Annotated in this window: 13 protein-coding genes; 3 read left to right on the top strand and 10 right to left on the bottom strand. The window is 64.0% G+C overall.

Annotated features, from left to right (window positions below; all coding sequences use genetic code 11):
- The 7 genes from feoB to V3572_RS15670 all read right to left on the bottom strand — a co-directional run.
- Positions 1 to 2,004: ferrous iron transport protein B (feoB, locus tag V3572_RS15700; RefSeq protein WP_332111963.1), on the bottom strand; the 2,004-nt coding region annotated here is incomplete at its 3' end.
- A 3-nt stretch (positions 2,005 to 2,007) separates the two neighbouring features.
- A complete protein-coding gene (locus tag V3572_RS15695; RefSeq protein ID WP_332111962.1) occupies positions 2,008 to 2,238 on the bottom strand; it encodes a FeoA family protein in 231 nt (76 codons plus the stop codon).
- A gap of 310 nt (positions 2,239 to 2,548) precedes the next feature.
- On the bottom strand, positions 2,549 to 3,622 hold the full coding sequence (locus tag V3572_RS15690) for a GGDEF domain-containing protein (protein ID WP_332111961.1): 1,074 nt from the start codon (positions 3,620 to 3,622) through the stop codon (positions 2,549 to 2,551).
- A gap of 83 nt (positions 3,623 to 3,705) precedes the next feature.
- The gene (locus tag V3572_RS15685) at positions 3,706 to 4,563 is read right to left on the bottom strand and encodes an HD-GYP domain-containing protein (RefSeq protein WP_332111960.1); all 858 of its coding nucleotides are present in this window, start codon (positions 4,561 to 4,563) and stop codon (positions 3,706 to 3,708) included.
- 158 nt (positions 4,564 to 4,721) lie between these two features.
- Positions 4,722 to 4,895 carry a hypothetical protein gene (locus tag V3572_RS15680; RefSeq protein ID WP_332111959.1) on the bottom strand — a complete coding sequence of 58 codons (174 nt, stop codon included), beginning with the start codon at positions 4,893 to 4,895 and terminating at the stop codon, positions 4,722 to 4,724.
- Positions 4,896 to 4,941: 46 nt separating this feature from the next.
- Positions 4,942 to 5,256: a tetratricopeptide repeat protein gene (locus V3572_RS15675; RefSeq protein ID WP_332111958.1), complete on the bottom strand. Its 315-nt coding sequence runs from the start codon at positions 5,254 to 5,256 to the stop codon at positions 4,942 to 4,944.
- Between the two features lie 124 nt (positions 5,257 to 5,380).
- Positions 5,381 to 5,656: a DUF2325 domain-containing protein gene (locus V3572_RS15670; protein WP_163303204.1), complete on the bottom strand. Its 276-nt coding sequence runs from the start codon at positions 5,654 to 5,656 to the stop codon at positions 5,381 to 5,383.
- Positions 5,657 to 6,047: 391 nt separating this feature from the next.
- Between V3572_RS15670 and V3572_RS15665 the strand changes: the two genes are divergently transcribed.
- The 3 genes from V3572_RS15665 to V3572_RS15655 all read left to right on the top strand — a co-directional run bounded on the left by V3572_RS15665 (position 6,048) and on the right by V3572_RS15655 (position 8,070).
- Positions 6,048 to 6,665, top strand: a complete 618-nt coding sequence (locus V3572_RS15665) for a TetR/AcrR family transcriptional regulator (RefSeq protein ID WP_332111957.1) — start codon at positions 6,048 to 6,050, stop codon at positions 6,663 to 6,665.
- A gap of 25 nt (positions 6,666 to 6,690) precedes the next feature.
- On the top strand, positions 6,691 to 7,719 hold the full coding sequence (locus V3572_RS15660) for a class I SAM-dependent methyltransferase (protein WP_332111956.1): 1,029 nt from the start codon (positions 6,691 to 6,693) through the stop codon (positions 7,717 to 7,719).
- Between the two features lie 156 nt (positions 7,720 to 7,875).
- Positions 7,876 to 8,070: a hypothetical protein gene (locus V3572_RS15655; protein WP_332111955.1), complete on the top strand. Its 195-nt coding sequence runs from the start codon at positions 7,876 to 7,878 to the stop codon at positions 8,068 to 8,070.
- A gap of 302 nt (positions 8,071 to 8,372) precedes the next feature.
- Here V3572_RS15655 and V3572_RS15650 read toward each other — a convergent pair whose 3' ends face one another.
- The 3 genes from V3572_RS15650 to V3572_RS15640 all read right to left on the bottom strand — a co-directional run.
- Entirely contained in the window at positions 8,373 to 9,611 is a 1,239-nt protein-coding gene (locus V3572_RS15650) for a NupC/NupG family nucleoside CNT transporter (RefSeq protein ID WP_332111954.1), read from the bottom strand.
- An 88-nt stretch (positions 9,612 to 9,699) separates the two neighbouring features.
- The gene (locus tag V3572_RS15645) at positions 9,700 to 10,629 is read right to left on the bottom strand and encodes a DUF459 domain-containing protein (RefSeq protein ID WP_332111953.1); all 930 of its coding nucleotides are present in this window, start codon (positions 10,627 to 10,629) and stop codon (positions 9,700 to 9,702) included.
- Positions 10,630 to 10,775: 146 nt separating this feature from the next.
- Positions 10,776 to 11,188: DUF459 domain-containing protein (locus tag V3572_RS15640; protein ID WP_442877395.1), on the bottom strand; the 413-nt coding region annotated here is incomplete at its 5' end.

Below are 11,188 nucleotides of genomic sequence, written 5' to 3'. Positions count from 1 at the left end.
GGCCGGATCGGCGGCCAGCCGGTCGCTTAACGTCGTGGCGTCGTCGGGATCGACCTCGCCCATGGAATAGGCCGTGGCCATGGTGGAGACGAAGACCTCCTTGGCCGCAAACGCCCCGATGAGCGCGATGTTGGCCTGCCAGGGGAATCCGGCCAGATCCGTGACGGGCTTGAGGAAGTTGCCCACGCGGCCGCCTGCGGAATACTGCAGGGCCGCCTCGTTTTGTTCGTCCGAGATGGGTGCCTGGGCGTCGGAGACGAGCTTGTCCAGATCCTCGCCTGCGGCCTGGGGATTGTCCGTCTTGACCTGCTCCTCGGCAGTGGCGCGGCGGGCGTCGTAGGTGGCCGCCGTGTCCTCGGGAAGTTCCGGAAAGGTCATCACCGCCCACATGACGATGGACACGGCCAGGATCACGGTACCGGCCTTTTTCACGTATTGCCAGACCCGCTCCAGGGTATGCACGGCCACGCCGCGCAGGGTGGGCAGGCGGTAGGGGGGAATCTCCATGACGAATGGGGTGCTCTCGCCCTTGACCACGGTCCAGCGCAGAAGCCGCGACACGAGCAGCACGAAAGCCCAGGCCGCGATGACCACGGCGAACATGGCTCCGGTGGGGCTTTGCGGAAAAAACGCGGCCACGAGCATGAGGTAGGCCGTGGTCTTGGCCCCGCAGACCATGAACGGGGCGGTGAGGATGGTGGCCATGCGTTCGCGGGGGCTGCGCAGGGTGCGGGCGCACATGACGCCGGGCACGGCGCAGCCGCCGGGGATGCCGCCGGACATGATCAGCGGCATGACCGACATGCCGTGCAGGCCGAAGATGCGCATGACCTTGTCCATCATGTAGGCCACCCGCGCCATGTATCCCAGGTCTTCCAGGAACACGAGCATGGCGAACATGATGAGGATCAGCGGGGTGAACCCGATGACCGCGCCCACGCCGCCGAGGATGCCGCTTACGATCAGGGATTGGGTGTAGCCTTCGGGAATGTAGGTGGTCCCCAGGTCGGAGAGCCAGGTGAAGCCGTCCTCGATCCAGCCCTGGGGGTAGGCCCCCAGGGTGAAGGTGACGAAGAACATGGCCCACAGCACCCCGGCCATGATCAGCGGCCCGAAAAGCTTGTGGGTCACGATGCGGTCGATGTTGTCTGAAAAGTTGCGCCGCAACTCGTCGCCGCCCGTGACCACGCCCTGCTTGAGCAGGCCGTTGATGAACCCGTACCGCCAGTCGGCGATGATGGCGTCGGGGGTGGTGTTGCTGTTTAAGCGGGTGGTCTTTTCCGCCTCGGCGCAGATGGCCTCCAGTTCGGCGGACAGGGGACCGGCGGCCCGCCCGGCCTCGATGACCAGTTCGTCGCCTTCGAGGTATTTGATGGCCACCCAGCGTGGGTCGTGTCGGCCGGTCATGAACCCCTCTTCCGTGATGCGCGTGGTCATCCGTTCCAGGATCGGGTCCAGGTCCGGGCCGTAGGACAGCCGGATGGGCTTCCACAGGCCCTTGGTGTCCTTGGCCAGCTGCACCACCTCGGCCATGAGCTCCTCGCGGCCCTGGCCGAGCCTGGCGGTGCAGGCCACCACCGGGACGTTTAAGAGTTGGGAGAGCTTTTTGGTGTCGATGATCACGCCGCTGCGTCTGACCTCATCCATCATGTTCAGGCCAAGGACCAGGGGCGCGCCGATCTCCATGAACTGCACCGCCAGGTACAGGCTGCGCTCCAGGGCCGTGGCGTCCACCATGTTGATGACCACGTCGGGGTGTTCGTCCACGATGACGTTTCTGGCCACCACCTCCTCCATGGAATAGGAGGTCAGGGAATAGGTGCCGGGGAGATCCACCAGTTTTATTTCATAGCCGTTTTTCCGGTAGGTTCCCTCCAGACGGTCCACGGTGATGCCGGGATAGTTCCCGACCCTGGCCGAACCGCCGGTGATGGCGTTGAACATGGTGGATTTGCCGCAATTGGGCTGCCCGGACATGGCCGCGCGGATATGAGCCTGTGCCATGGACTATTTGGCCTCCACGGTAATGAAGTCGGCTTCGCTGTTGCGGAGCGACAGGGTGAAGCCCTTCATGCGCAAGGCCACCGGATCCTGGAGCGGGGCTCTTCCGACCACCATCAGTTCCGTGCCCGGAACCAAGCCCATATCCCGGATGCGGCGTCCCATCTCGCCGCTGGCCATGACCTGACGGATCTGGCCGCATTGGTTGACGGACATTTTTCTCATCGACATGACCATGGTGCGCCTCCTTGCAACAGAGAGATTGCGGGGTTGAATGAAGCCGGACCTCCGAAGCCTGCATGATCCGCCGCCCGGCGCGCCAGCACGGCGGCGAACCGTGGAGGTCAGGGGGGGAGTGCGTCGGGCGCCGACCCGAAGGGCCTGTGGCGGTGGCGTGGGGCGGGGATGTCGGAACACGGCAGCGGTCTTTTGTCGGACGGGACGGTTTGGGCGCGCCGTCCGGGCACGCGAGGTTTTTTTGACATTGAAAATGAGAACCGATTCCTTGTGGCGATTGAATAAGGACATTGATTCTCATTGTCAACTATTAAGATGCCGACCGATTGAGGACTGCCAAGTGGCCTTCTTCCAGGGTGACCCGGTCGCCGCCGAGTTTTTTCACGGCGTACACCACCTTGTCGCTGCGGGCGATAAGGTCGCGAAGTTCTTCGTCCGCGTCGGGGCAGGGCCCTGTGGCCGACCGATAGGCCGCGCCACCGATGCTCACCGTGCAACCATACTGTTGCGATGCGGCGAAACGGGTGCGGATGCGCTCCCCGACCACGCGCGCGGCCTCGGTGTCGCGCGTGGGCAACAGGATGCCGAACTCGTCCCCGCCGAGCCGGTAGCACCCATCCACCTGTTCCCGGACGGATTCGCGAATGATGGTCCCAAGCAGGGTCAAAACCATGTCGCCGGTCTGGTGGCCATGCACGTCATTGACCTGCTTGAACTTGTCGCAGTCGATGAGCATGAGGTGGAAGGGGTGGCCGGTGTGGCGGGCGCGGCAGGCCAGTTCGCGGATGCGGGTCTCGAACTGGCGGCGGTTGCCGAGCCCCGTGAGGGGATCCCGGTTGGACAGTTCCTCGAACATTTTTTTCGTGGTGTCGGTCTTTTCCAGCTCCACCCGGAGCCGGGTCTCGCGGGAGCCGATCAGGTGGGTCATCCAGTCCAGGTTGCGCTTGAGGCGCAGGATGTCATGTTCCTCCTCATCCTCCACGGGAAGCTCGAACCGCACGGCGTAGTTGCCGCGCTTGACCTCCATGCAAAAGGAATTGATCTCACGGATGTCTTTGATGACCAGAAAGCGGCTGAGGAATCCGGCCAGGGGACTGAGAAGGGCCAGGGCGATCGCCAGATAGGCCGCCAGATACAGGGCCGTGTCCCGCGATGCGTGGGATTCCACCAGGTATAAAATGACCGCCGTGGGGACAATCATCACGCAAAACAGGACCACGGCCATCTTCGCTTTGACGCTCACTTTTTCCACCATCCTGCCGACGGCGTCCCAACCGTCCCGGAGAAACCTGGGTATATGCCGCTTCACGCTGACCCTGGCCCTGGAATCGGCATCATTTAGAGTGTGCTGCGTTTCGTCGTTCGTGGTTTCCAGCGGGTTCATGGAGAGTGCTCCTTCCCGGGCGGCCGTGGCCGGATGCGTACGCGACGGGGATGCCCCGTGTAGCGGGGCCTTGGGTTCGGTGGTCATTTTTTGGCATCCTGGCTGGCGTTGCCCGGCCTCGTTTCACAGGGGGACGGACGGCCCGGAAGGCGTGACTGCGGACCTGGGAAACATGGCTGGCGGTCGCTTGCGAAGTGGGCTTCGAGGCTGTCGGCGATGTCGGCGAAGGCGTCCACCACCAGGGGATCGAACTGGGTTTCCCGGCAGCGCAGGATCTCGTCGCGGGCCTTGGCGTAGGGGATGCCCGCCCGGTAGGGCCGCCGCTGCAACATGGCGGAGAGGCTGTCGGCCACGGCGATGATGCGCGCCCCCAGCGGGATGGCCTCGCCGCGCAGGCCGTCGGGATAGCCACGGCCGTCATAGCGTTCGTGGTGGGAGAGAATCATGCCCGTGACCCCGGTTTCATTCATTCGGGCGATGGGCGACACGATGCGCGCCCCCACCACGGGATGGGCGCGGATCATGGCCCATTCCTCCCGGGTCAGGGAGGTGGGCTTGGTCAAAACCATGTCCGGGACGCCGATCTTTCCCATGTCGTGCAGATGGCCGGCCACATGCACGACCTCGGCCATCTCCCGGGAAAGGCCCATGGCCATGGCCAGGCGTCGGGAAACCCGGGCCACGTCTTCGGAATGGGACCATGTGCAGGGATCCTTGGCGTCGATGGCCCAGCCGAGGGATTCGGCGAGCTGGTGAACCATATGAGGCAGACACAGGGCGGATTCCGATACGCGCGAGGCGAAGTCGCACAGCTTCGTTCGACGGTCGAGGTCCGGCCCGTCCGTATTGTCCAGGTACATAAGCCCTCCCGGAGTACGTCGGGGGAAGAAAGGTGATGCGTCGTCATGGGTGAAAAACGGCGCGCCATGCTGCACGGTCATGAAAAATCCTTTCGCCGTCACGCCGTTGGCGTCGGACTGCCGCGCCCGCCTGTTGTTCTCGCCGCACGCTGCCGTCCAGGCGCTTCACAACGCGGCGTCAGCCCGGGAGAAGACCGCATCCGATGCGGCTTATGGCGATATCCGTGGCGGTGTCCGGATCAGGACTGGTCCATGGCGGCTCCTTCGTGGGGCGACCGGACAGGATGGGGCAGGGGGGCGGCGCAGGATGCGGGAACCTCGGGGGTCTCGCTCCTGACGGGGGTTTTGCGGAAGGCCCGTTCGATAAAGGGCCGCAGGGAACCCAGAGACGAGATGGAAGCGGTGGATACCATGGGTGGCATGCTCCTGGTTTTTTCCCGGTGGGGCCGGGAGGACTGGTCAACGTTCGGCGCTGTTGTGCAGACCCTTCAGATTGGCCGTGACGACGGAATACAGGGGGGCGTCGTCCCCGGCCTTTTTCCCAATGAGCGACAAGGCCAGTTTGAAATGGATTTCCGCCTGGGAGGGATTGCCCAGATCGCGAAAAACCAGGCCGATGGTGTTGCGGATGTCCGCCTCCTGAAGCGGCGTTCCGGCCAGTCTGGCCCGATCCGCCGCCATGCCCAGGTAATACAGGGCGTCTTCGTAACGACCCTTGTGGAAGGCCTCCTTCCCGTTTTGATTGAGAAGGACGATGCGCTCAGCCGTACCCATACGCATCTCTCCGGTTTACAGGACGGTTCGCGGAATTGGCCATTCCCCGGCACGCTACGCCGTCCAGTGTTGCGAACGCCGACGGGGAATCGCTGAACTTCGTTGGTTCGCTTCGGGTCCGTACCTATTCGGCGCGCAGACAATCCCGCAGGGAGGAGACGCCGCAGGAATGCAGCATGCGCAGGGGAATGTTGCGGGATTTGGCGGCCTTGGCCGCTTCGCGCCGGGCCTCGTGGGACACCTTGTTGGTGAAGACGATGACCAGGTCGGATTCACCGATCTGGGCCGCGATGCCGCGTTCCTTGCCGGTGAAACATTTGAGCGTCACGCCGCCTTCTTTCGCGGCCTCGATATAATCGCGCTTGAGCCGGTCCATTCCGCCGATAAGCGATGCGCACATGATCTGCCTCCCTCGAAGTGATTCCGATTCTCATTGTTTGCGTTGGGCCATGTTTAATTGAAAGCGATTATCATTGTCAACAAAATTTTGAAATTCTCTCACCCGGCGGGGCAAAGCTCTAGCGGCAGGGTCCAGGCTGCTTCAAGGCGCACCTGGAAGGAGCCTGTGCCCAGGGCTTCCGGAATCCCTGGGCCAGGGCCTGCGGAGGGGATTGGGGAAACGTGGCGACGGAAAAAATCCTACGCACAACCCCCCTAGGTGGTTGCCGCGGGTTCAGTCGTCCTTTTTGGGAGCGTGGGCCGAAGGAGGGCTTGACGGCTTGGCGCCTTCGTGTGTAGTTAGCTCATTAAATGAGTGTACTCATATAATGATTGAACTCATGAGGTGATCCATGACCAGGATATCCACACGCCGGGAGCAGACCTCCGCTGAGACGCGGCGGCTTATTTTGGCGGCCGCCAAGGAACTGTATCTGGAGAAAGGCTACCGGCTGGCGCCGACCAAGGAATTGGCCCGGCGGGCCGGGGTGGCCGAAGGCACGGTGTTCGCCCATTTTCCGGACAAGGCCACCCTGCTGGCGGCGGCGCTCCACGAGGATCTCGAACAGACCATCGGCCGCGCCGTGGCCAGCCTGCCGCCTCGGGATGCGCCATGCCGGGACAGGCTGCTGTATCTGGCCGGGGCTTTGTATGCCTATTATGCCGAAGATCCCGAGCTCTCGCGCGCCTTGGTCAAGGAGTCGCTCTTTCTTGGCGGTGAATGGGGAGAGCGGGTTCGGGATGCGGTCCTGGGTTTTATATCCCTCGTGAGCGGGATCGTGGAGGAGGCCAAGGCCCAGGGAGAATACGCCCCGGAGGTGGATGCCGCCTTGGCCGGGAAGGCCTTTTTCGCCGCCTATTATCTGGAGCTTTTGGGCGGTCTGAGCGGGCCGGAGTTTGATCCGGCTCAGGTTCGAAACGATCTGGAGGTCCAGATCCGTTTGTGGGAGCGGGGACTTGTAAACGGTTGAATGCTCAACAGGAGAGGGAAAGCCAATGCTGTCGCTACGCGGAATGTGGTGTTTTCTCAAAAGTGGTCAGATGGGGCTGGTGAGACGGCTTGAACGGACGAGCACGGAACTGTACCGGGTGTGTTTTCTGGCCCGCGCCGGTGAACTCGGGCTTTTGCAGAAGCTTGGAACGGACGGTGCGTCTTTGGCCGAGACGGGGCTGGCCTTGGAAATCGGTGCTGACCGGCATCCAGCCCTGGAAGCGCTGCTCGACCTTGGCGTTACCCTGAAAGAGCTTGATCTGAAAAACGGCCGCTACCGGCTCAAGGGCTTTCTGGCCAAGGCACTGGCCAAAGATACGAACGATTCCTGGCGGGCCATGGCCTCGGAGGTGTCCGGGCTGCATGTCGCCTGTGTGGCGGCCGCACCTGGCGGGGAATCCGACGCCCGAAGACTGGCCGAGATGACAGCGGCCTTTTCTTCGGTCATCGCCCGGTCGTCGCGGACCCTGGAGCCGGTGTTGACGGCCGTCACCCGGGAACTCGTGCCCGGAAACGGTCCCTTCCGGTTGTTGGAGGTGGGCTGCGGCTCCGGTGTCTATGTGGCTGCGGCCTTGCGCCGCAATCCCAAGGCGACGGCCGTGGCCGTGGAACGCGTTCCCGAGGTCGCCGAAAAGGCGGCGGCGTCCCTGCGCGAAGAGGGCTTTGCGGACAGATTCCGGATGGTGAATGACGATGTTCGCGAACTGTCTTTTGACCGGGAGTTCGACCTGATCACGCTTCACAACAATATCTACTATTTTTTGGAAGCGGAGAGGCCCGACCTGCTGGTACGATTGCGGTCCTGGTTGAAACCGGGTGGCAGGCTGGCGGTGACCACGGTATGTCAGGGCGGCGGCGGTCCCTTCTCCCGGGTGCTTATGCTGTGGTCGACGGTCACGGCCGATGCGGGAAGCCTGCCCTCTCCGGACGGCTTTGCGAAAATGCTGACCCAGGCGGGGTTTGCCGGGGTCAGGACGCAGCCTCTTTTTCCCGGCGAGGCGTATACGCTTTTCACCGGGGAGAATCCGGCCTGAGCCAACGCGCATCACAAAACAAATTGTCGCCTGAGCGTCTTGGCGGGTAGGACCGGACATGGCACGATGCCCTGGCAGGACAGAGCCCATGTGCCCGGGATGAGACGGGGACACGGGACGGTTTCTCGGCAAAGCCGAAAGGGGATCGGGGGCGACATGAACACGGACACGTCTGGTTTTTGCGACCTGGGATGCCGGTACGCCTCCTGGCCGAAGAAGGACGGCATTGACGGTTCGGGCAGTTGCCGGACCTTTGTGGCCCTGTACTGTTCCCTCAAGGATCGTCCGGTACACAAGAACATGCCCTGCCGGGACCGGCAGGAGCGCGACCCGGAGAGGAAGCCCCTTTGAACCGAACCCACGCGGGCGGGAGAAACATGGGGCGGGAGCCGTCGGGCCTGGGCGAGGGACGCCCGAGCAGGGGCGCCCCTTCCGCAGGGGAACCGGGAGCCAGGCGGATGGCATCGGTGCGGTCGCCCAGGTAATGTTGCTGTCGTTTGATATGTTAAAAAAAGCATAACGAGGTTCGAAGACCTGGTCAAGGGATTTTAAAAAAAAGGCCGGGCGCCCGAGGCGGCGCCAGGCCTTTTTTTAAGAATGCGAAACAGGGGGGGCGGCCGCAGCGGCGTACCGTGGCCGCACCCGCCAGAAGTCTACAGGAAGATGCCCACCACCGCCCCGGTCATGAGCGTGGCCAGGGTGCCCGACACAAGCGACCGCATGCCCAGGGCCACGATCTCCCCCCGGCGGGTCGGGGCCATGGCCCCCATGCCGCCCACCAGGATGCCCAGGCTGCCGAAGTTGGCGAAGCCGCACATGGCGTAGGTCATGATCAGCCGGGAGCGTTCGGAAAGCGCGTCGGCGGGAAGCCGCGACATCTCCAGATAGGCCAAAAGCTCGTTAAGCGCGGTCTTGACGCCCATGAGCAACCCGGCCGTCTCCGACTCGGCCCAGGGCACGCCGCAAAGCCACACCAGGGGGCGGAAGGCGAATCCGAAGAGGCGCGGCAGGGTCAGCGGCGCGCCCATGACGTTGGGCAGAAGTCCCAAGGCCTGGTCCGCCAGGGAGACCATGGCCACCAGCACGATGAGCGTGCCCGTGACGCTGATCAGAAGCCCCATGCCGTCCGAGGCCCCCCGGGTGATGGCGTCCATGGCGCCGGTGGCCGGGTTGGGCGGGATGATCTCGCCGTCGGTGATCTTTTCGGTCTCGGGGATCATGACCATGGACACCAGGACGGCTGCCGGGGCGCTAATGATCGAGGCCACCAGGATGTGCCCCAGAGCGTCGGGAATGACGTTTTGCAAAAAGGTGGCGTAGAGCACCATGACCGTCCCGGCCACGGTGGCCATGCCAGCGGTCATGACCGTGAACAGTTCGCTGCGGGTCATGTTCGCCAGATAGGGACGGATGAATAGCGGGGCCTCCACCATGCCCACGAAGATGTTGGCGGCCACGCTCACCCCCAGCGCCCCGCCGATGCCCATGGTCTTTTGCAGCGCCCGGGACAGCACCTTGACCAGGACCGGGAGCACCCGCCAATAAAAAAGGAGCGACGACAGGGCGCTGACCACCAGCATCAACGGCAGGGCCTTGCAGGCCATGACGAAGGTGCTGCCCATGCCGGTCTCGGCAAAGGGCAGGGGGGCGCCGCCAAGGAAGCCGAACACGAAGGTGGTTCCGGCCGTGGTGGCCGTGTCCAGGGCCATGACCAGCCGGTTCAGGCTCAAAAAAGCGTCCTTGACGACCGCAATCTTGAGGAACACAAAACCCACCGCAAGCTGCAGGACAATGCCAGCCAGGATGGTCCGAAGTCTCACGGCCCGCCGGTTTTCGCTCACAAGCCAGGCGATGAGCACCAACAAAATGAGTCCCAAGGCGCTTTGGACCATGGATGTCCCCGGACGTCCGGCTGGGTGGTCAGGGCAGGGGGCGGCCGGAACGCTTTTCGCCTGATGCCGCTTCGGGGCTGGTGCGTCCTCAGGGGCCGTCGCCGCCCGCAGGCAGGATGAGGGTCTGCCCCTGGCGCAGTTTTTTGGGGTCCACGCCCTTGTTGGCCCGGCGCAGGGCGTCCGGGGTCAGGCCGTGCTGCCTGGCGATGCTGGCCATGGTTTCGCCGCGTTTGACCACATGTTTCCGGGGGCTCTCGTCGCGCGGCGGCGGGGAGGCCGTGGCCTGGGGGATGGGGGTGGCCTCCGTCAGAGCCGCGAGCAGGGCGTCCCGGGCCGGGGAAGGCGGAACGGGCAGGACATCTCCCGTGGCGGAGATCACCCGGGCGGTCAGTCGTCTGGCCCCGGCGTCGGTCAGATGCACGCCGTCGCCGGTGCGCAGGGGAATCAGCGCGCCTGAGAGATCCCGGGCCGTGGGGGTGTAGGCGTCCTCGGCGTCGGAGAAGGTTTCCCAGGTGTCGATGAAGCGGCAGGGGGGCTTGGACGTGCAGGCGTCGCGCAAGGCGGCGTTCACGGTGCGCAGGGCGGCGCTCAAGGCCCGGTCGGCCATGGGCGGCGCGCCGACCCAGAAAATGGCGGCCTTGGGGTTGGCGGTCAGGACCATGTCCACGAGGCGTGCGGCGGCGGCGGCATAGGCCGCCTTCCACGGGGTGGAGTCGAAAAGAACCCGCGCGCCGTCGGCGGTGACCAAGGGCATGGCGTCGTTGGCCCCGATCATGAAAATGGCCACGTCCGGCCGCTGATCGCGCAAAAGTTCAGGAAGGGCCTGGGGAAAATCCAGAAGTTCCGGCCGGGTCAGGCCGCCGCCCACCTTGCCCAGCCGGACCAGACGGCTGCCGTGGCCATTCAAGACGCCGTCCAGGGTGTCGGCCAGGCTGATGGACAGGGAATCCCCGACGACCAGGATGACGGGAGGCGCCTTTTTCGGGGCCAGGGAGCGGAAAAGGTCCCGGGGGGTCACGTCGACGGGTTCCGGGGAGTCGCCGCAACCCGTGACGGCCAGAAGCCACAGGCAGGCCAGACAGAGTGTCAGGAAGTGGGAGAATGTCGGGAAAAAAACGGAAAAAAAGGACCATGGACGGGGACATCGCCCGCCAGCGGGCCGGATCATGGTGCCCCGGTGGGGGCGGCCGTCTGGCCGCCTGCCGCCGTTTCAGCGGTCTGGTCGGATTTTTCCCGGAAGATGGCGTGCTTGGACACCTGGTCGAAAAAAGATTGGGCCAGGATGTCGCCGCCAGCGACGGTGAAATGGATTTTGTCGTTGGCCCGGACCTTGACCTTGCCCCCCTTGTCGTTTTTGAGAAACGCCGCATAGGTGTCCTCGGGGTCGCACAGGAGGTTCCAGGTGTCCAGAAAGCGGCAGTTGGGATACTTGCCGCATTCCGTGCGCACGATTTCATTCATGGCCTGGGCCTGTTTGGCGTAGGTGGGGTCGCCCATGACCGGAAGCCCGATCCAGAACACCGGCAACTCGCGTTTGGCCGGAATGTCCAAAAAGGCCTCCATGCGCATGGCGAAGA

It is taken from the genome of Desulfolutivibrio sp. (assembly GCF_036584575.1).
GTDB lineage: Bacteria > Desulfobacterota > Desulfovibrionia > Desulfovibrionales > Desulfovibrionaceae > Desulfolutivibrio.
The sequence above is the reverse complement of the archived record's forward strand: the minus strand, read 5'-3'. Positions and strand labels throughout refer to the sequence as shown.

What these genes read in the sequence shown, in the direction of transcription:
- V3572_RS15695 (WP_332111962.1), bottom strand. Translation starts at nt 2,238, where the DNA reads ATGGTCATGTCGATGAGAAAAATGTCCGTCAACCAATGCGGCCAGATC.
- V3572_RS15690 (WP_332111961.1), bottom strand. Translation starts at nt 3,622, where the DNA reads ATGAACCCGCTGGAAACCACGAACGACGAAACGCAGCACACTCTAAAT.
- V3572_RS15685 (WP_332111960.1), bottom strand. Translation starts at nt 4,563, where the DNA reads ATGACCGTGCAGCATGGCGCGCCGTTTTTCACCCATGACGACGCATCA.
- V3572_RS15680 (WP_332111959.1), bottom strand. Translation starts at nt 4,895, where the DNA reads ATGGTATCCACCGCTTCCATCTCGTCTCTGGGTTCCCTGCGGCCCTTT.
- V3572_RS15675 (WP_332111958.1), bottom strand. Translation starts at nt 5,256, where the DNA reads ATGGGTACGGCTGAGCGCATCGTCCTTCTCAATCAAAACGGGAAGGAG.
- V3572_RS15670 (WP_163303204.1), bottom strand. Translation starts at nt 5,656, where the DNA reads ATGTGCGCATCGCTTATCGGCGGAATGGACCGGCTCAAGCGCGATTAT.
- V3572_RS15665 (WP_332111957.1), top strand. Translation starts at nt 6,048, where the DNA reads ATGACCAGGATATCCACACGCCGGGAGCAGACCTCCGCTGAGACGCGG.
- V3572_RS15660 (WP_332111956.1), top strand. Translation starts at nt 6,691, where the DNA reads ATGCTGTCGCTACGCGGAATGTGGTGTTTTCTCAAAAGTGGTCAGATG.
- V3572_RS15655 (WP_332111955.1), top strand. Translation starts at nt 7,876, where the DNA reads ATGAACACGGACACGTCTGGTTTTTGCGACCTGGGATGCCGGTACGCC.
- V3572_RS15650 (WP_332111954.1), bottom strand. Translation starts at nt 9,611, where the DNA reads ATGGTCCAAAGCGCCTTGGGACTCATTTTGTTGGTGCTCATCGCCTGG.